Raw genomic sequence first — 20,135 nt, 5'->3', positions numbered from 1 at the left:
TCAGCAGTCAAGCAGCCGGGGTCGGCGGGTCGGTAGCGGCGCGGGGACCAAAGACGAAACACCGTCGCCGTACGGTTTTGGAGGTTCATCCAATCACCGTGACCGGAGGCGACCCCCGTGCTGCTGGCCGACGTGCTCGACAAGGCCCACCTGAAGCTGCTCCCGCTCACCGGCGACGACGGACGGGACCGTACGGTGGGCCGGGTCAACGTCATCGACCTGCCCAACCCGGGCCGGTACGTGGCCGCCGCCGATCTGGTGCTGACCGGCCTGATGTGGCACCGGGGGCCAGCCGAGTCGGAGGTGTTCGTGTCGGCGCTGGCCGCCGCCGGGGTGACCGCGCTCGGGGCCGGCGGGGCGCTGCACGGCAGTGTCCCCCGGGATCTGGTCACGGCCTGCCGGCGGCACCGGATACCGCTGTTCGAGGTGCCGGCCGACGTGTCGTTCCGGGACATCATCGACGACGTGCACCCGACCCTGTGGGCGCAGCGGGCCAGTTCGTTGGCGACGGTGCTGGGGCGCCAGCGTGGGCTGGTCGCGGCGATGGCCGCTGGTGCACGGCTCGCCGACCTGCTGCCGACAGTGGCCGGGGCGATCGGCCGGGACTGCTGGACGTTGACCACCAGTGGGCGGGTGGTGGCCGGTACGGCGCAGCTGACCGACGCTGTCGCCGACGCGCTCAGTCGGGCCTTCCTGACAGCGCAGCGGCTGCCCACCACGGTGACGGTCGACGGCGAGCAGTACTCGGTGTTCGGGGTGCCGGGCCGGGCCGAGCATCGGCTCGCCGCGTGGCTGGTGGCCTGCCGGGGCGCGTTGGACGCGCTGCCGGGCACCGTGGACGAGTTGACCAGTGTGGTGGCGTTGGAGCGGGCCCATCTCGACGAGGTGGCCCGGGTGGAGGCCCGGCTGGCCGGGCAGTTGCGGGCAGCGCTGCGGGTGCCCGGGGACGTGGCCGGGTTGCGGGCGGCGCTGCTGGCCGCCCGCTTGGACCCGGACGCGACGTTCGTCGCGGTCGCGGCGACGTTGGACGGGATGCGCGCCCCCGGCACCTTGACGGTGGCGGTGGTCGACGAGTTCCTCAGTCGGGTGGTCCCGGACCGTGCGGTGGCGCTGCTCGAACCGGATCTCGAGTCGGGGGCCCTCGCCGTGCTGGCTCTGCCGCCACCGATGGCGACGTCGATCGGTACGGCGCTGGTCGCCGCCGCCGACCGGATGTCACCGGGCCTGCGCGGCGGCCGGCTCACCCTCGGGGTCAGCGCGCCCGGTGTCGGCGCGGCCGGTCTCGGTGGGGCGGTGGAGGAGGCGTTGCACGCCCACCGGTCCGCGGCCGGGTCCGCCTCGGGCCCGGTCAGCGTGGTCGCGGCCGGCGAACTCGCCTCGCACTCGCTGCTGCTGGCCGGGGTGCCGGTCGGCACCCGGCGCGGTTTCCGGGCCCGGTTGCTCGGGCCGCTGGAGGCCTACGACCGGGACCACCACGCCGACCTGGTCCGTACCCTCACCGTGTTCCTCGACAATGGTGGATCGTGGAGTCGCTGCGCCGAGCTGCTGCACGTGCACGTCAACACGTTGCGGTACCGGATTCACCGGATCGAGCGGTTGACCGGCCGGAACCTGAGCCGGTTCGAGGACCGGGTGGACTTCTTCCTGGCGCTGCGGCTCGCCGCCGGTTGACCGGTCGGCGCGGCGGGCCCGGCGCACCCGGCCCGCGTCGTCGGCCCGGCCCGCGTCGTCGGCCGGGTCGTGGATCGGTCCGGTGCCGGCGGTCAGCCACCCACCGGGACGGCCGCTGCCGGTCGCGACGATCTCGGCGGCGATGCTGACGGCGGTCTGCTCCGGGGTACGGGCACCCAGGTCCAACCCGATCGGTGCCCGCAGCCGCGCCAACGCCGCGTCCGGCACCCCGACGGCCAGCAGCCGCGCACGCCGGTCGGCGGTGCTGCGGCGCGACCCCATCGCACCGACGTAGGCCACCGGCAGGTCCAGCGCCACCCGCAGCAACGGCACGTCGAACTTGGGGTCGTGGGTGAGTACGCAGAGCACGGTCCGGTCGTCGACCCGGCCGGCGGCGGCCTCGGCGGACAGGTAGCGGTGCGGCCAGTCGACGACCACGTCGTCGGCGTCCGGAAACCGCTCGGCGGTGGTGAACACCGCACGGGCGTCGCACACCGTCACCCGGTAGCCGAGGAAGCGGCCCTGCCGGGCCACCGCCGCGGTGAAGTCCGACACCCCGAAGATGATCATGCGCGGCGGTGCGGTGAATCCGCGTACCAGCAGTGACACTTCGGGCGCCGGGCGGACCAGCCGGGTCCACCCGTCGGCGAGCGCGGCCCGGCCGGCCCGAGCGGCGACGGCGTCGAGCGCGGCGTCACCGAGGGTGCCATGGTCGGTGCCACCGTCGACCAGCAGCCACCGGCCCCGGCTGGCCGCAGGTCCGTCGACGCAGGTCACCGCCGCGACCGGCCGACCCTGCCGCAGCGCGGCGGCGAGCCGGTCGAGGTCCGGGGCGCCGGCACGGTCCAGGCGTTGCACGAACACCTCGACGGTGCCGCCGCAGGTCAGTCCGGGCGCGAACACGTCGTCGCCGCCGTCGCCGAAACGCGCGAACCGGGTCGCCCCGGTCCGCAGCACGTCGCGGCACAGGTCGAGCACGGCGGCGTCGACACACCCGGCGGAGACGCCGCCGGTGACGGAGCCGTCCGGTGCCAGCAGCATGGCGGTGCCGACCGGACGGGGGGCGCTGCCGGCGGTGGCGGTCACCGACGCCAGCGCGACCGACGCACCCGTGGACCACCAGCGCAGCACCGTGGCGAGCGGGTCGGGGCTGAACATCAGCCCACGATGGGTAACCGCTGATCGCCGGGTCAAGCCCGTCCGGGCCGCCTTGTAGGTTCGTCCAACCGCGCCCGCAATCGGCGGTGCCGGATTGTGGTCCGCCGTCATTGTCCCGCTCACCGGCCCGGCGCGACGATGCCCAGCGTGGATCTGCATACCGTCTCCGACGTGATCGCCGCCGACGACGGCGACTGGCGTCCGGGTGACCGCTGGCTCGCCGGCGGCAGCTATCTCTACTCGCAGCCGCAGCCCGACGTACGTCGGCTACGCGACCTGACCCTGTTGGGCTGGCCGTCGCTGCGGGTCGACGACGACGGGGTCGAGATCGCCGCCACCTGCACCATCGCCGAACTGGCCCGGTTCACGCCCCCGGCCGGCTGGACGGGCGTCGGTGAGCTGATCCGCCGCTGCTGCGACGCGCTGCTCGCCTCACACAAGGTGTGGAACGTGGCGACGGTGGGCGGCAACATCTGCGCGGCGCTGCCCGCCGGCCCGATGACGTCCCTGGCGGTGGCGACCGGCGCGTGGTGCGCCGTCGACGACCTGGCCGGTGGGCGCCGCCCGGTGCCAGCCGTCGACTTCGTCCGCGACGTCGAGTCCACAGTCCTGTCCGACGGCGAGTATCTGCGCAGCGTACGGCTGCCGGCGGAGGCCGGGCGAGCCCGCTACGCGATGCGCCGGGCGTCGCTGTTCACCCACGGACGCTCCGCCGCGCTGGTCGTCGGCCGCGCCGATCCCGACACCGACGGGTGGTCGCTGTCGGTGACCGCCGCCACCCGCCGACCGGTCTTGCTACGACTGGCGGCGGGACTCACCGAGGCGCGGCTACGGGAACAGGTGGACGACGCCTGCGCCGCCGCCGGCTGGATGGACGACGTCCACGGGCTGCCCGCCTGGCGGCGGCACCGCACCCTGCGGCTGGCAACCGAGATACGGGCCGAACTGACCGCCGCCGGGCCGACGGGTGGGCGTCGATGAGCATCGTGGTCAACGGGGTCACCGCCGACGGGCAACCCGCACCTGGTCAGTGCCTGCGCACGTTCCTGCGGGACCAGGGCTGGTACGGGGTGAAGAAGGGCTGCGACGCGGGCGACTGTGGCGCCTGCACCGTCCACGTCGACGGGCAGCCGGTGCACAGCTGCATCTACCCCGCTGTGCGGGCGGCCGGTCGGCGCGTCACCACGGTCGAAGGGCTCGCCGACGGCGACCAGCTGCACCCCGTACAGCAGCGGTTCCTCGACGCGCAGGGCTTCCAGTGCGGGTTCTGCACCGCCGGGTTCCTGATGACGGTCGCCGCGCTCGACGACGACCAGCGCGCCGACCTGCCCCGGGCGTTGAAGGGCAACCTGTGCCGGTGCACCGGCTACCGGGCGATCCGCGACGCCGTCGCCGGCGTGTGCCACGTGGCCTGCGACAGCGCGGCCGGACAGGCGGGCGCGGTCGGCGGCAACGTGCCGGCACCGGCCGGGCGGCAGATCGTCACCGGCACCGCCCGGTTCACCTTCGACGTGACGGTCCCCGGCCTGACGCACGCCGTCCTGGTCCGCGCGGACGTACCGCACGCCCGGATCACCGGGTTCGACCTCGACGCGGCGATGCGGGTGCCGGGAGTGCTCGCCGTCCTGACCCACCGCGACTGCCCGGACAAGCTGTACTCGACCGCCCAGCACGAACACCCGCACGAGGATCCGGCCGACACCCGGCTGCTCGACGACGTGGTCCGCTTCGTCGGTCAGCGGGTCGCGGTGGTGGTGGCCGAGACGGAGGCGGCCGCGCGGACCGCCGCCGCCCTGGTCCACGTGCGGTACGCACCGCTGCCGGCGGTGTTCGACCCGGTCGCGGCGATGGCACCGGACGCGCCGGTGCTGCACGACAAGGACGCCGCCGCCACCGGTATCGCCCGGCCGGCGGACAACGTCGCCGGTGAGGTGCACGGCGCGGTCGGCGACGTGGACCGGGCGATCGCCGAGGCGGACGCCGTCTACACCGCGACGTTCCGGACCCAGCGGGTACAGCACGCGCATCTGGAGACCCACGGCGCCATCGCCTGGCCGGAGCCCGACGGCGGGATCACCGTGCGGTCCAGCACCCAGACGCCGTACCTGACCCGGCGGGCGTTGGCCCGGCTGTTCGACCTGCCGACCGAACAGGTCCGGGTGGTCGCCGGTCGCGTCGGCGGCGGCTTCGGCGGCAAACAGGAGATGCTCGTCGAGGACGTGGTCGCCCTCGCGGCGCTGCGCACCGGGCGGCCGGTCAAACTGGAGTTCACCCGTACGGAGCAGTTCACCGCGGCCACCACCCGGCACCCGTTCGAGGTCCGGGTGAGTGTCGCCGGGCGGCGGGACGGCACGCTGACCGCGATCCGGTTGCGGGTGGTCGCCGACACCGGCGCGTACGGCAACCACGGCCCGGCCGTGCTGGCACACGGCTGCAGCGAGTCGGTGGCCGTGTACCGGTGCCCGAACAAGCAGGTCGACGGCTGGTCGGTCTACACCAACACGGTGCCGGCGGGCGCGTTTCGCGGCTACGGGCTCGGTCAGGTGTCGTTCGCGGTGGAGTCCGCCGTGGACGAACTCGCCCGCCGGCTCGGGCACGACCCGGTCGCGTTCCGGGCCGCCAACGTGATCGGGCCGCACGATCCGCTGGTCACCCCGGTCGGGCACGACGACACGGTGCAGGTGCACAGCTACGGCCTGGACCAGTGCCTGGAGCTGATCGACCGGGCCCGCCGCACCGACGCGGGCGCGGCGGCCGCCGAGGGGTGGCAGGTCGGCGAGGACCTGCCGGCCGGCGACGGGTGGCAGGTCGGCGAGGGCATGGCGGTCGCGATGATCGCCACCGGCCCGCCGGGCGGGCATCACGGCCGGGCCCGGATCACCGTCGGGGCCGACGGCGGATACCACCTGGACATCGGGATGGCGGAGTTCGGCAACGGCTCCACCACCGTGCACCGGCAGCTGGTCGCCGAGGCCCTGGCCACCACGGTGGACCGGATCCGGATACGGCAGTCGGACACCGCGCTGGTCGGCCACGACACCGGCGCGTTCGCCTCCACCGGCACCGTGGTGGCCGGCGCGGCCGCGCAGCGGGCCGCCCAGGCGTTGCGGCACCGGTTGATCGCCGCCGCCGCGCGGGCCACCGGCACCGATCCGGCCGACTGCCGGCTCGACGGGACCACCGTATGGTGCGCCGACCGACCGGTCGGCCTCGACGAACTGGCCCGCCGCGCGGCCGCCGACGGCGAACTGCTGGCCGCCGACGGACACACCGACGGGATGCGGCGGTCGGTGGCGTTCAACGTGCACTGGTTCCGGATCGCGGTGGACCCCGACAGCGGCGCGATCCGCATCCTGCGCAGCGTGCACAGCGCCGACGCCGGTACGGTGATCAACCCGATGCAGTGCCGGGGACAGATCGAAGGCGGGGTCGCCCAGGCGCTCGGTGCCGCCCTGGCCGAGGCGGTGACGATCGACGATGCCGGCCGTGTCGGCACCCCCGACCTGCGCAGCTACCACCTGCCGACGATGGCCGACGTGCCGCTGACCCAGGTGCACTTCGCCCGGACCAGCGACCCGCTCGGGCCGGCCGGCGCGAAGTCGATGAGTGAGAGCCCGTTCAACCCGGTGGCCGCCGCGCTGGCCAACGCGCTGCGCGACGCGACCGGGGTCCGTTTCACCGAGTTGCCGTTCACCCGTGACCGGGTATGGCACACGTTGCACCACGGCCACTCGGCCGACCAGTAGACAGTAAGGAAGAAAGAGCGACATGACGGTTGTTTCGTTGGCGGAGATCGTTCGGGCGCCGAAGGCGTTGTTGCATGATCATCTGGATGGGGGGTTGCGTCCGGAGTCGGTGGTGGAGTTGGCCGATGAGGTGGGTCATGTGTTGCCGGTGTCGGATCCGGTGGAGTTGGGTCGGTGGTTCGTGTCGGCGGCGGATTCGGGGTCGTTGGAGCGGTATCTGGAGACGTTCGCGCACACGGTGGCGGTGATGCAGACGGAGTCGGCGTTGTTCCGGGTGGCGTCGGAGTGTGCGGTGGATCTGGCGGCGGACGGGGTGGTGTACGCGGAGGTGCGGTTCGCGCCGGAGCAGCATCTGGAGCGGGGGTTGGGTTTGGGTCAGGTGGTGGAGGCGGTGGTGGCGGGGTTCGCGGACGGGTGTGCGCGGGGGGCGGCGGCGTCGGGTCGGGTGGTGCGGGTGGGGACGTTGTTGACGGCGATGCGGCATGCGGCGCGGTCGCAGGAGATCGCGGAGTTGGCGGTGCGGTACCGGGATGCGGGGGTGGTGGGGTTCGACATCGCGGGGGCGGAGGCGGGGTTTCCGCCGACGCGTCATCTGGATGCGTTCGAGTATCTGCAGCGGGAGAATTTTCATTTCACTATTCATGCGGGTGAGGCTTTTGGGTTGCCGTCGATCTGGCAGGCGATTCAGTGGTGTGGGGCGGATCGGTTGGGGCATGGGGTGCGGATTGTGGATGATGTGGAGGTGGGTGCTGGTGGTGCGGTGAGGTTGGGGCGGTTGGCGGCGTATGTGCGGGACAAGCGGATTCCGTTGGAGTTGTGTCCGTCGTCGAATGTGCAGACGGGGGCGGTGGGGTCGATTGGTGAGCATCCGATCGGGTTGTTGCGTGATCTGCGGTTCCGGGTGACGGTGAATACGGACAACCGGTTGATGAGTGGGACGTCGATGTCGCGGGAGATGTGGTTGTTGGTGGAGGCGTTCGGGTGGGGGTGGTCGGAGTTGCGGTGGTTGACGGTCAACGCGATGAAGAGTGCGTTCATCCCGTTCGACGAGCGGTTGGCGATCATCGACGATGTGATCAAACCGGCGTACGCGAAGCTGATCGCCGAGCCGCTGGCGGAGGCGGAGGCCCACCATGTCGGTTGAGGTACGTACCCGTGCATGCGCCGGGGCGGGGACGCCACGCTGGGGGGCGATCCCGCACCGGCGGCTGCTCGACGCGCTCGCCGCTGCCGTCCCCGCCGACCGGCTGCCCCGGGTGGAGGCGGCCACCGTCACCCATCTGCTGCGCCCGGTGCCGTGGCAACGCCGGACCGGGCTGGTGAGCCTGGTCAGCACCGGGTACCCGGCGCTGGCCCAACGCGTCGCCACGGTCATCGACGCCGAGTTCCCCGGCGTACGGCTCGCCACCACCGCGCCGCCACGCGGACGCGACGACCGGGAGCAGTTCGACGTCCTGGTCACCGCTGACCACGCCGCCGAGGTCACCGCCTGGCTGGACCGGCTGTGGCAGGCGGCGGTCTGGCAGGTCGGCCCGCAGGTGCGGACCGGCCAGCGCACCTCGACGGCGCGGACGATGTGGCGGGCCGCGCTGCTGGTCGCCAACGGCTCCCGGCGGCGCAGCCAGATCCGGGTACGGGTGCCGGATCCGGGCGCGCTGACCGCGCTCACCGACGCCGGCGACGCGCTCGGCCTCACCGTCCACCAGCACCTGCGCCGGGGCAACTCCTACTTCGTCACGGTCGACGATCCCACCCAGTCGATCCAGTTGCTGCGGCTGGTCGGTGCCGGGCCGCACGCCGAGGCGTGGGTGCGCGACGCCGCCTGAGGCATGCCGACGCCGCGCCCACTGAAGCCGGCGACGCGCAGCACCGCCCGACGGTGCCCCCACGGCTGGCGCCCATGGTCGACACTGGGTAGATGACCGGTGACTCCACAGCAGGCGACCGGGCCGGCGACCGCTTCGCCTCGCTCGGGATGGCCGAGCTGCTGGCCGTCGTCGGCAGGCTGCTGCGCCGCCCCCGCCGGCGTGAGCACGACCTGCCGATCGTCGTCACCGTCGGCACCACCGGCGCCGAGATCCGTGCCGGGCTGCTGCGGCGGCTGCGGCGGCCACAGCGGCGACGTGTCCCCCACGTCGTGATCGACGCCGCCCGGTTCCCCGACTCCGGTGGCATCCGGTCGCTGCTCGACGTGATGCACCACCAGTTGGCGTTGGACGCGTTCGGCGGCACCCCGTTCACCTTCCGGCACTACCCGCTGGCCCGGTGGCTGATGGATCAGCGGTTGGCCGACGTCGAGGTCACCGAACGGCGGGCCCGGATCACCCAGATGCTGCGGCAGTGGCGTCGGCGGCCGGCCACCGAGAACATGCAGGGTGCCTCGGAGCCGGAGACGCTGTTCGCCACCGCGTACCGGCTGGTCCTCTGGCTGGTCCTGCGGGCGGTGCCGGACGTGGTGTTCCGGGCCGCCCTGTCCGGTCGGCTTCCGGTGCTCGGTGGACGGTACCGCTGGTTCATGCGCCAGCAGTACCTCGCGCCCCGGCAGAGCGGCACCTTCATCGGCTTCGCGGAACGGCTGACCACCGACCGGCGCACCGGTGAACAACCCGAGCAGGTACGCAAGCTGCTGGTGCACGCCTTCCTGGAGGACCTGCGGGCCGGTTACGCCCGCCGGTTCTGGTCGCCGACCGGGTGGCACCGCACCGCGTACCCGGTGCTGCTGCTGTCCGATGTGGCACCCGGCAACGCCGGGTACGCGCTGCTGCGGCTGGTCAACGACGTCCGCAACGAGACCGGCCGGTGGGATCCGCTGCTGATCGTCGCCGACGCGGCCGACGGCGGGTCGGCCGCGGGTGGACCGGCCGCCGCTGGCTTCACGACGCCGCTGCACCTGGCCGAGGCGGGCATCGGTCTGGACGCATGGCGGGACGCCCTGCCGGAGCAGCGTCGGCTGCGCCGTACCGATGCCTGGTTCCTGGTGCTGGAGTCGGTGCCGGACCGTACCGACCGGCACGCCCACCCGGTGGTGCCGGACCTGGTGCCGCCGGCACCGCCCTGGTGGGCCCGGCGCACCGTGGCGGCGGCCGTGGTCCTGGCCCTGCTCGCCGCCGGTGGGACCTGGGCCGCCGGGCGTTGGGGGCCGGGTTGTCTGCCGCATCCCGGCCAGGGCCAGATCGCGTTGCGGCTGATCGACGGCGAGTGCGTCGGTTACAGCGACAGCCTGCGGTACGTGTTCAACCACGACCCCGGTCAGCAGGCGCTACGCGACATCCAGCAGCGGATCTTCCGGCAGAACGCGGAGGTCACCCAGATCTGGCAGGCCAGTCAGCGGCGCCGGCCGCTGATGACGCTGGTCTACCTGGGCATCATGACCGGCCAGCGGACCGGTCCCCGGGAGGTCTCCTACGTCTCCGAACGTGAGGAGCTGGAGGGGCTGGCGGTCGCGCAGTACGCGCTGATGAAGGGCTCGGCGAGCACCGACGGGCTGCCACTGCTGCGGATCGTGGTGGCCAACGGCGGCAAGCAGATGCGGCACGCCGAGCGGACCGTCGAACTCGTCGCCGGGCTGGCCGAGAGGGATCCGACGGTCGTCGGGGTGGTCGGCCTGGTCGAGAGCCGGTCCACCACGGCGGCGGCGCTGCGACGGCTGCACGAGGTCCGGCTGCCGGCGATCGCCCCGACGCTGTCCGCCGACGGGCTGCACCAGCACTCGAAGCTCTACCTGCAGATGGTGGCGCCCAACGTCGACCAGGTGACGCTGGTGTCGACGTACGCCACCGACGTGCTCGGCGTCACCGAGGCGCACGTCTACTACACCACCGGCGACGACAGCCCGCTCGCCGACGACCTCTACGTCAACACGTTGGTCTCCGGGATGCGGAGCCGGTTCGGCACCCGGGCGACGGTGGCCCCGTTCCGGGTCGGTGACTCGTTGCGGCACGAGTGCGGCTACCCCGGGCTGCTCTTCTTCGCCGGTCGCTACTCGGAGTTCGACGAGTTCCTGGAGGCGCTGCGGGACTGCCGCAACGATCCGCCCCGACACCTCGTCGCCGACGACTCGGTCAACCGTTATCTGGCCAACCATCAGCTACGCGCCAATGCGCCCGGCAACCTGCCGGTGACGTACGTGTCCAAGGCGGCGCTGGCGATGTGCAGCCGACTCGTCGCCGACTCCAGCGTCGACGAGAAGCGGCGGCGGTTCCTCGACCTGATCCGTCGCGACGATCTGCTCGGCCAGCGGCGCTGCACCGGCACCGCCGGGCCGCCGGTCGGCGAGCGGGTCGCGCTGGCCTACGACGCGGCGATGATGCTGATCGACGCGATGAAGGAGCTCGGCGCGCGGTTGACCGTCGGCTCCCAGCCATGGGATCCGGCGGCGGTGAGCGCGGTCGCGCTCTTCACCGAGGTACTGCGGCAGAACACCAGCGGTGCGTACGACGGGGTGACCGGACCGACGACGTTCAACGCCGGCACCGGCGAGCCGGTGGGGAAACGCCTGTCGTTGATGTACGTCGCCAGCGTGCCGCAGGTCGACCAGGAGCCGCAGGAGATCTTCTTCTGCGGCCGGGCGCACCCGGAGGATCCACCCGGCTGCCGGGCCGCCACCGCCGCCGGGCCGCCCCGACCCTGATTGGATCGCCGATCGCGGGAACCTGGCACCGCGCCGGGGAGTGGGACAAGGCATGCGAGACTCCCCGGCGCCCGCCGACGACATCGTCGGCGCGCTGTACGCCGGCTGCTACCGGCGGCTCGTCGTCCAGCTGTACGCGGTCACCGGTGACCTCGGCGAGGCGCAGGAGGTCGTGCAGGAGGCGTTCGTGCGGGCGCTGATGTTCCCGCAGCGGTTCACCACACTCGACAACCCGGAGGCGTGGCTGCGCCGGGTGGCGGTGAACCTCGCCCGCAGCCGGCACCGGCGGCGCCGCATCCTGGCCCGGCTGCTGCCCCGGCTCGCGGCACCGGTCGAGGCCGAACGGCTCATCGCCGACACCTCCACCGCGCACGTCGCCCTGATGCGGGCGCTGCGAGAGCTGCCGGACGGGCAGCGGCACGCGATCGCCCTGCACTACCTGGCCGACCTGCCGGTCGCCGAGGTGGCCGAAGCACTCGGGGTGACCGAGGGCACCGTGAAGTCCCGGTTGTCGCGGGGCCGGGTCGCCCTGGCGGCGCTGCTCGACGGGCCCCCAGCAGCGCCGCCGCCCCTGACACCGCGTCGTCCGGATCGGAGTAGCCATGCCTGAGACCTCGGTGACCGGCTTCGACGCCGACCGGATCGGCCGACGGGTCACCGCGCCACCGCTGCGGCGGCTGCGGACGCGGGCACGCCGTCGGCTGACGGCCCTGGTGGGGGTCGCGATCGGACTGCTCGTGGTGGCGGTCGTCGCCCCCGGGCTGGCCGCCACCGTCGGGCGGGACCTGGGCGCGGACGACCCGCCAACGGCCGGCCTGCGGCTGGTCGTCTTCGACGACCGCACCGTTGTCGGCTACGAGAGCAGTGAGCAGGACTGCCAGGTCCGGTTCACCCGCAGTGTGGACGGCGGAGCCAGCTGGCTGCCGCTGGTCGGACCGGACCCCGGGACGTCGTGTCTGCACGACACCGCCGGCCAACGGGTGTCGCGGGTCATCGCGTTCGCGCTCACCCCGGACGTCTACCTGGTCGGTGTCGGCGCCACCGACCATGTCTCGACCGACGCCGGCCGGACCTGGTCGGACGTGACGGGCACGGCGCTGACGGTCGCGGACTTCCCCCCGTGGGCGGTGCCGGTCAACTGTCTGACGCCCTGCCCGGACCTACGGCCGCCGGTGGCCGTCGACCCGCTGCACGGTCGGCTGTACCGGCTGGCCGACCCGCCGACCGACACGGGGCTGGTCTACGTCACCGCCGACGGGGCGATCTGGACGGCCGGGTACACCGTCGGTGGCACAGGCACTGCGGTGGCGGTCAGCACCGACCGGGGTGCCAGCTGGCGGGTGAGTGCCGGGCCGGCCGGGTCCACGGTCAGCGGGCTGGCGGCCCGGGACGCCGCGACGGCGTTCGCGCTGTTCGACAGCCGTGTCGGCAGCCGGCCGACGCTGTGGCGCACTGACGACGGCGGCCAACGGTGGCAGGAGGTGCCGACGACGTTGCCTGCCGTAACGACCCGGGTGGCGACCATCGGCGCCGACGGGCGGCTGCTGGTCGCCGGCACCGGCCAGGACCGGTGTCCGACGTGGATCAGCGACGACGACGGGGCGACCTTCACGGCCGGCACCGCCGGGCCGTACGGCGACCTCGACGCGCTGCCGGGACGGCTGTGGAGCTCCGGGCACCACCCGTGGTCGGTCAGCCAGGTCACCGTGGACGGCATCAGCTGGCAATCCGTACCAGGGCCGGCAGAATGACCCATCGATCGGCCCTGACCTGGGCATCTTCATGATCACGTGATGGTCGCGACACGTCGCCGACACGATCCGACCGCAGATTATGGGCCATCGCTTCACAGTCAGGAGGTTCCATGGCCCCGACCCCTCCGACCGACGATCAGCTGAACACTCTGATCATCGCCCGGCTCGCCTCACTCGGCATCGACCTCGACCAACTGCCCGCCGGCACCACCGCCGACCCGGTCACCGGCTCCCCCGGTCGTGACTCCGTACTCGCCTCGCTGCGGTCGTTCATGCGCAGCACCGTCCCGACGCTCGCCGCGTACCAGCTGCCCACCCCGGACGCCACCGACCCGGCGACGGCGATGGCGCTGTCCCAGCAGCCGGCACCGATGCTCTACCCGTCCATCAGCACCGAATGGCGCAAGCCCCGATGACAGAGGACGCCATGACAGACGTACAGCAGCCGCTGGACCGGTTGCTCGACCGCCGGGCGTTCCTGGCCCGTACGGCAGCACTGGCCGCCGCCACCACCGTCGGCACCGTGGCGTTTCCCGGCCTGGCAGGCATCGCCTCGGCCGCACCGAGCCCGGTCAGCGGCCCGGCGGTCAAGTTCAACCCCGAGCTGGACAAGGGTGCCGCGTACAACAAGCCGCGCGAGTCGGTCATGTCCGACCCGACCGAGTGGACGTTGTCCGAGGCCGCCTGGATGATCCGGCACAACAAGATCGTCCCGGTGGAGCTGGTGCAGGCGTACCTGGACCGGATCGCCGCGTACGAGTCGACGTACCTGGCGTTCAACCTGGTCAACGCCGACGCGGCGCTCAAGGCTGCCCGGCAGTGGGCCAACCGCCCGTACCGGGGCCCGCTGCACGGCATCCCGCTGGCCATCAAGGACAACTACTTCACCGAAGGTGTGCTGACGACCGCCAGCTCCTACCTGTTCCAGGACTTCGTGCCGCCGTACGACGCCACGTCGGTGGCGAAGCTCGTCGTGCAGGGCGGCATCGTGCTCGGCAAGACCCAGATGGGGCCGCTGGCCACCAGCCGGGCCACGCTGCCGAACGGCCAGATCACCACGGTCAACGCTTGGACGCCGACGAACCCGTCGACCAACCCGGGCGGCTCCTCGACCGGCACCGCGACCGCCGTCGCCGGCCGGATGGCCACCTCCGGCATCGGCACCCAGACCGGCGGTTCGATCACCGCGCCGTCCAACGCACAGAACCTCACCGGCATCAAACCCACGATGGGCCGGGTGTCGCTGGCCGGGATCATTCCGCTGACCTACAGCCGTGACCATCCCGGACCGCTGGCCCGCGACGCCAAGGACGCCGCCATCATGCTGATGGCGATGGCCGGACCCGATCCGGCCGACCCGCGCAGCCAGGGCCTGCCACCGGTGCCGAACCTGATCAACGCGGCCACCCCGCGCTACGACGGCGGCAACCTGCGGATGCGGTGGAAGACGCGGATCGGCGTACTGCCCGGCTACGCGGACGGCACGTCCGAGACCGCGCTCGCCCGCCGGGCGTTCCTCGCCGCCATGGCGGAGATCCCCGAGTGCGAGTTGGTCGAGGTGCCGTTCCCTGACGAGTGGGACCTGCTCACCGGCGGCGCGTTCAACAACGTCCGACTGCCCGAGCGTAGTGAGCCGTTCATGCCCTACCTACGCGACGATCTGCGCGGATTCGGCGTGTCGGTGACCAGTTGGCTGCAGGGCTGCCTGCTCGACGCCAACGGCTACGTCACCGGTCAGCGGGCCAAGCTGCTGCTGCTGGAGCGGATCCTGGACCAGATCTTCGGCACCTGCGACGTGGTGGTGCAGACCAGTCCGGTGCCGTTCGACATCGTCGGACTGCCGGAGATCGCGTTCCCGATCGGGTTCACCGGCGGCGGGGTGCCGATCGGCACCATCCTCGGTGGACTGCCCTACGCCGAGGACCGGCTGCTGTCGGTCGCCGCCGCGTACCAGGCGGTCACCGACTGGCACTGGCGGCGGCCGCCGGAGCCTCCGGCGAGCGCACCCGCCACGGCCGCCCGTTCGGCGGCGGCCACCGCCGCCCGGGGCCGGCTCACCGCCGAGGAGGTCGCCGACCTCACCCAGTGACCGACCAGTCAGGTCCGACCCGTGCCGGCCGTCCACCCGCAGGTGGACGGCCGCCGGCGTTGATCAGCCATGCCGCAGCGCCCGACCGGCCGCGCGGTAGCGGCGTCAGCAGTCGCAGCTGGTGGCGACCGCCGTCAGTTCGTCGACCCGGGCACGACGTGGCCCCGCGTCGCCGACCACCTCGAACCCCTCCCGGACCCAGTACTCGTATCCGCCGATCATCTCCTTGACCTGGTAGCCGAGCGTGGCGAACCGGTGGGCGGCCCGGGTGGCGCCGTTGCAACCCGGCCCCCAACAGTAGGTGACGACGACGGCACCGACGGGCACCACGTCGGCGGCCCGGGTGGCGATCTCCTGGTGCGGCAGGTGCAGCGCACCCGGCAGCCGGCCGTGCCGCCACGCGTCGATGCCCCGGGCATCGACGACGACCAGGTCGGACACGCCTGCGGCCAGGTCGGCGTGCACGTCGCTGACGTCGGTCTGGTAGGCCAGTTGGGCGGCGAAATGGGTGGCTGCGGCGGCCGGCGACGCCGGTGCCACGGCGAGAACCTTCGACATGGTCGGATCGTCACCGACCGGCATCCGTCGGGGACAGTGGCGGTGGTGCCAATCCTGCGGGACATCCCGCCAGCCGTGCCCGACCGGCCGTGCCCGGCCAGCAGCCGACGGGTGGCGGGTGGCGGCGCTTCCCGACGACTCCGGCATCAACTAAGGTTAGCCAAACCTGACCTAGCTGATCATCAGTGCCGGGGCGCGACCGTCGGGCGGCGCCAGCGGGGCTTCCGGAAGGAGAAACCCATGAGCTTCAAGGATGCCAAGAAGCACACCACGCTGTGTGTCGTCGACGTCGTCGGCACCAAACGGATCAGCCCGAACATCATCCGGGTGACCGTCGGCGGCGAACAACTGCAGCGACTACCGGACCACGGCTTCGACCACTGGTTCCGGCTGTTCCTGCCGCAGGAGAGCGGGGAGACCAACTTCGACGTACCGCACCGGGCCGACACGATCGGCTACCTGAAGTACCTGAGGATGCCGGCAGCGACCCGGCCACACCTGCGCAACTACACCGTACGGGCGTTCCGCCCCGCCGACCGCGAACTCGACATCGACTTCGTCGTGCACGGCGACGAGGGGGTGGCCACCCGCTGGGTGCAGCGGACCGCACCCGGCGACACCGTCGCCCTGCTCGACCAGGGCCGCGGCTACGACTACCCGGCGGACACCACGTACCACCTGCTGGCCGGCGACGAGACGGCGCTGCCGGCGATCGCCGGCATCCTGCGCGACCTGCCGCGCGACGCCGTGGGCCTGGCCGTGATCGAGATCCCCGACCCGGCCGACGCCCAACCGGTCGACGCCCCCACCGGCTTCGAGGTGCGCTGGCTGCACCGGGAACCCGGCACCCGCCCCGGCTCCGTCGCGCTCGCCGCCGTCACGGCCTGGACCACCGACACCCCGGCGACCGTCTCCGCCTACCTGGCCGGGGAGCAGGCTCTGCCGACCACCGGGCGGCGTCACCTCGTCGACATCGGAGTTCCGAAGCGACGGATCACCTTCACCGGCTACTGGCGGATCGGCACCGCCCACTGACCTCGGCGCCCGCCCGGGGGCCGACCGCGGCCCACCGGCCGGCCCGGCCAGCACCGCCCACAGCGGACTCCCGTCGGTAACGAAGCGGCTGTACATTACCCCAGGCGCCACTACCCGTAGTGGCGTCGATCCCGTGTGATACATGCACATTCTACGAAGGGGATGATGTGGTGAGCAGACGCTTCACCGCTGGCGCCGTCGCGACCGTGACGGCGCTGGCCCTGCTGGGCGCCGTACCGGCCGGACCGGCCGTGGCCGCACCGGACACGTCGCACGACACCGCCGCATACACAGTGGTCGCCGAGGCCGGCGCCAGCACCGCCGCCGCCGTCGCCGCCATCGAGGCTGCCGGTGGCACCGTCGTGGCCAGCACCGCCAGCGTCGGCATGTACGAGGTCGTCACCGAGGAGGCCGACTTCGCCGCCCGGGTCGCGGCCGCCCCGGCGCTGCTCGGCGCCGCCGAGAAGCGCGCCATCGGGTACGCCCCCCGGGCCCGCTTCGACGCCGTCGAGCAGGAGCACCGCGTCGTCGGCGGCCGGTCGGCCGGAGCCGCCGGCAAGCGCGGCACCCGGATGGATCCGCTCGACGAGAAGCTGTGGGGCCTGGCCATGATGCGGGCAGACAAGTCCCGCAAGGTCGAGCCGGGCAAGCGGGGCGTCACCGTCGGCATCCTGGACACCGGCATCGACGGCCAGCACCCGGACCTGCGGCCGAACTTCAGCTACTCCCTGTCGCGCAACTTCGCCCCGGACATCCCGGAGATCGACGGCCCGTGTGAGGTCGAGAGCTGCCTCGACCCGGTCGACCGCGACGACAGCGGCCACGGCACCCACGTAGCCGGCACCATCGGCGCGGCCGCGAACGGCTTCGGCCTGTCCGGCGTCGCCCCGAACGTCACCCTGGTGGCGCTCAAGGGTGGCCAGGACTCCGGCTACTTCTTCCTCGACTCGGTCGTCAACGCCCTGGTCTACGCCGGTGACGCCGGCATCGACGTGGTCAACATGTCGTTCTACATCGACCCGTGGCTGTACAACTGCCTGAACAACCCGGCCGACTCCGCCGAGGAGCAGGCGTCGCAGCGGGCCACCATCGAGGCGGTCAACCGGGCCCTGCGGTACGCGCACAAGCGTGGCGTCACCCTGGTCGGCTCGCTCGGCAACAACCACGAGGACCTGGGCAGCCCCCGCCCGGACTCGTCGAGCCCGAACTACGGCGGCACCCCCCGGCTGCGCACCATCGACAACTCGACCTGCTGGGATCTGCCGGTCGAAGGCGCACATGTGATCGGGGTGTCGGCGATCGGCCCGTCGAAGGCCAAGTCCGACTACTCCAACTACGGCACCGAGCAGATCTCGGTGGCCGCGCCGGGCGGCTGGTTCCGCGACGGGTACGGCACCCCGACCCACCGGACCTACGACAACACGATCCTGTCGTCGTACCCGCTGCACGTGCTGCAGGAGGAGGGCGCGGTCGACGCCGACGGCAACATCGTGCCCGGTGCCGAGGCGTACGTCGCCAAGGAGTGCACCGCCGCCGGGGTCTGCGCGTACTACACCTACCTGCAGGGCACCTCGATGGCGTCGCCGCACGTCTCCGGGGTGGCCGCGCTGATCGTCAGCAAGTACGGCAAGCGTGACGTGCGGCGCGGCGGGCTGACCCTCGACCCGGACAGGGTGGAGTCGCACCTGTACCGGACGGCGGCCAAGACGGCCTGCCCGGAGCCGCGTCTGGTGTCGTACGCCAACGAGGGCCGGTCCCCCGAGTGGGACGCCTACTGCGACGGCGGGAAGAACTTCAACGGGTTCTACGGTCACGGCATCGTCGACGCCTTCGCGGCGGTGACCAGGCCGCTGCACCACCGCTGAGGTAACAGCACCGTACGGCACCGCCGGCCGGGCCGGACGGGACGACCAGCGTCCCGTCCGGCCCGGCCGGTGACGTCTTGTGTGGAAGTACGTCGACCTCACCTCCGTAACCTCAAGTTCTCATTCGGCTCCATTGCGTGATCGCCCCGGTACGTGCCACGATCATGAGATCGATTCATCTCAACTGATCGAGGAGGTGGCCGAGATGCGCACGCTCCGGCACCTGGCGACCCGGCTCATCGGCCGGCGTCGCGTCAGCGGACGCTACATCTACTGGCCCTACCACTACGGCTGATCCGACGCCCCGCCGACCACGTCCCGCCGGACCCGTGGCGACCAACCGACCACCGGGTCCGCGCGGGCACTGGCTGACCGGCAACATCCGGCCGTACGAGGCCGACCGGATCGGCTTCCTCCGACGCTGCCACACCGAGTACGGCGACGTGTTCTCGTTCGACGAACGCACCGTCTGCGTCATCGACCCGGTCGTCGCCCACGACGTCCTCGCCCGCACCGGCGGCGACTTCGTCACCGAGCTCACGCCCTTCGACGGCCCGCCCGACCTGGAGTTCGCCGCCGCCTCCGGACGGGAGTGGACACCGGCCCGGCGGGCGGCGCGGGCCGGGCTGGTCGCACAGGCGACGACCACCATCGACATCCGTACCGCCCAGATCCTCGACCAGGTGCTGACCGCCACCGGCGGCCACGAGGTCGACGTACTCGACGTGATGCGCGCCTTCGCCGCCCGGTCGATCGCCGACCACTGCCTCGGCGCCGACGCCGGCGACGTACCCCGCACACTCGCCGACGCCATCGCCGCCACCGCACCGTTCGAGACCGCCTCGTACGCGGCGCCGCCCTGGCTGCCGACGGTGCGGCGGCGACGTTTCCGGTACGCCCACCGGCGGTTCACCGAGACGCTCAGCGACGTCGTCGCCCGACGACGGGCAGCCGGTGACCGTCGCCCCGGCAGCTCGGGAGCGGGTGACCCGACGCCCGCCGCCGACCTGCTCGACGTACTGCTCGCCGCCGACCCGACGCTGCCGGACCATCTGGTGGTGTCGACGCTGCGCACCGTCCTGATCGGTGGGTACGGCGTCCCCGCCGCGGCGTTGACGTCCATCGTCCGGGAACTGGCTCTGCGGCCACGGCTCGTCGCCAGGCTGCGCACGGACGCTGGCCAGGCAGGGGGCGGCCGCGCGGACGGCGGCCTGGCCGGGGCGGTGGTGGCCGAGGTGCTGCGCCTGCACCCACCGGCGTGGTTGCTGACCCGCACCGTACGCCGGGACACGACGGTCGGTCGATGGTCTGTGCGTGCCGGTGACGAGGTGCTGCTCAACGCGTTCCTGATCCACCGGGATCCACGGTGGTGGCCGCGGCCGGACGAGTTCGACCCGGACCGGTGGCTGGCCGGCGGGACCGCGCCCGGCATGGCCTACCTGCCGTTCGGTGCCGGGCCACGGGTGTGCCTCGGCACGATGCTGACCAGGCGTCAACTCGCGGTCGTCACCGCCCGGCTGGCCGGGCGGTTCACCATCTCGTCCCCGGACGCCGCGTCGGTCGGGCCGGCGTTCGCCGGCCGCCTCGCCCCGGCCGGCCTGCGCGCCCGGTTCACGGCCTGAGGGGTAC

At 72.6% G+C, this 20,135-nt stretch carries 14 protein-coding genes and 1 pseudogene; 13 read left to right on the top strand and 2 right to left on the bottom strand.

Translation table 11 applies throughout. From position 1 onward, the window contains the following. The first annotated feature begins 117 nt into the window (after positions 1-117). The gene (locus ACN28F_RS31390; RefSeq protein WP_289206048.1) at positions 118-1,671 is read left to right on the top strand and encodes a PucR family transcriptional regulator; all 1,554 of its coding nucleotides are present in this window, start codon (positions 118-120) and stop codon (positions 1,669-1,671) included. Positions 1,672-1,812: 141 nt separating this feature from the next. Here the strand turns inward: ACN28F_RS31390 and ACN28F_RS31385 are convergent. Further along, positions 1,813-2,829 (bottom strand): annotated as a pseudogene (locus ACN28F_RS31385) (XdhC family protein); the annotation flags it as partial. A 138-nt stretch (positions 2,830-2,967) separates the two neighbouring features. Here ACN28F_RS31385 and ACN28F_RS31380 point away from each other — a divergent pair. From ACN28F_RS31380 to ACN28F_RS31340, 9 genes are all read left to right on the top strand, one after another. Next, complete coding sequence (locus tag ACN28F_RS31380; protein ID WP_421361091.1) at positions 2,968-3,810, top strand: FAD binding domain-containing protein; 843 nt, start codon at positions 2,968-2,970, stop codon at positions 3,808-3,810. Continuing rightward, on the top strand, positions 3,807-6,575 hold the full coding sequence (locus ACN28F_RS31375; protein WP_421361090.1) for a molybdopterin-dependent oxidoreductase: 2,769 nt from the start codon (positions 3,807-3,809) through the stop codon (positions 6,573-6,575). The genes ACN28F_RS31380 and ACN28F_RS31375 overlap by 4 nt, the downstream gene beginning before the upstream one ends. 22 nt (positions 6,576-6,597) lie before the next feature. Continuing rightward, complete coding sequence (locus ACN28F_RS31370) at positions 6,598-7,719, top strand: adenosine deaminase (RefSeq protein WP_421361088.1); 1,122 nt, start codon at positions 6,598-6,600, stop codon at positions 7,717-7,719. Next, on the top strand, positions 7,709-8,401 hold the full coding sequence (locus ACN28F_RS31365) for a hypothetical protein (protein ID WP_289206044.1): 693 nt from the start codon (positions 7,709-7,711) through the stop codon (positions 8,399-8,401). The genes ACN28F_RS31370 and ACN28F_RS31365 overlap by 11 nt, the downstream gene beginning before the upstream one ends. 92 nt (positions 8,402-8,493) lie before the next feature. Then, a complete protein-coding gene (locus ACN28F_RS31360; protein WP_289206043.1) occupies positions 8,494-11,205 on the top strand; it encodes a hypothetical protein in 2,712 nt (903 codons plus the stop codon). Between the two features lie 52 nt (positions 11,206-11,257). Further along, on the top strand, positions 11,258-11,815 hold the full coding sequence (locus tag ACN28F_RS31355) for an RNA polymerase sigma factor (RefSeq protein WP_289206042.1): 558 nt from the start codon (positions 11,258-11,260) through the stop codon (positions 11,813-11,815). Next, positions 11,808-12,956 carry a hypothetical protein gene (locus ACN28F_RS31350; RefSeq protein ID WP_289206041.1) on the top strand — a complete coding sequence of 383 codons (1,149 nt, stop codon included), beginning with the start codon at positions 11,808-11,810 and terminating at the stop codon, positions 12,954-12,956. The genes ACN28F_RS31355 and ACN28F_RS31350 overlap by 8 nt, the downstream gene beginning before the upstream one ends. 113 nt (positions 12,957-13,069) lie before the next feature. Beyond that, a complete protein-coding gene (locus ACN28F_RS31345; protein ID WP_289206040.1) occupies positions 13,070-13,375 on the top strand; it encodes a hypothetical protein in 306 nt (101 codons plus the stop codon). 11 nt (positions 13,376-13,386) lie between these two features. After that, positions 13,387-15,048: an amidase gene (locus tag ACN28F_RS31340; protein ID WP_289206039.1), complete on the top strand. Its 1,662-nt coding sequence runs from the start codon at positions 13,387-13,389 to the stop codon at positions 15,046-15,048. Positions 15,049-15,153: 105 nt separating this feature from the next. Here the strand turns inward: ACN28F_RS31340 and ACN28F_RS31335 are convergent, their stop codons facing one another. Further along, positions 15,154-15,606, bottom strand: a complete 453-nt coding sequence (locus ACN28F_RS31335; RefSeq protein WP_289206038.1) for a rhodanese-like domain-containing protein — start codon at positions 15,604-15,606, stop codon at positions 15,154-15,156. A 240-nt stretch (positions 15,607-15,846) separates the two neighbouring features. Here ACN28F_RS31335 and ACN28F_RS31330 point away from each other — a divergent pair, with 240 nt between their 5' ends. The 3 genes from ACN28F_RS31330 (at position 15,847) to ACN28F_RS31320 (ending at position 20,128) form a co-directional block, all read left to right on the top strand. Further along, complete coding sequence (locus ACN28F_RS31330) at positions 15,847-16,641, top strand: siderophore-interacting protein (protein WP_289206037.1); 795 nt, start codon at positions 15,847-15,849, stop codon at positions 16,639-16,641. Between the two features lie 170 nt (positions 16,642-16,811). Beyond that, positions 16,812-18,506 carry a S8 family serine peptidase gene (locus tag ACN28F_RS31325; protein WP_421361084.1) on the top strand — a complete coding sequence of 565 codons (1,695 nt, stop codon included), beginning with the start codon at positions 16,812-16,814 and terminating at the stop codon, positions 18,504-18,506. Positions 18,507-18,835: 329 nt separating this feature from the next. After that, a complete protein-coding gene (locus ACN28F_RS31320; protein WP_421361082.1) occupies positions 18,836-20,128 on the top strand; it encodes a cytochrome P450 in 1,293 nt (430 codons plus the stop codon). Positions 20,129-20,135: the final 7 nt, after the last annotated feature.

Origin of the sequence: Solwaraspora sp. WMMA2101 (assembly GCF_049179175.1) — a bacterium.
Classification (GTDB): Bacteria; Actinomycetota; Actinomycetes; order Mycobacteriales; family Micromonosporaceae; genus Micromonospora_E.
This window is presented reverse-complemented; position numbering and strand designations above follow the sequence as displayed.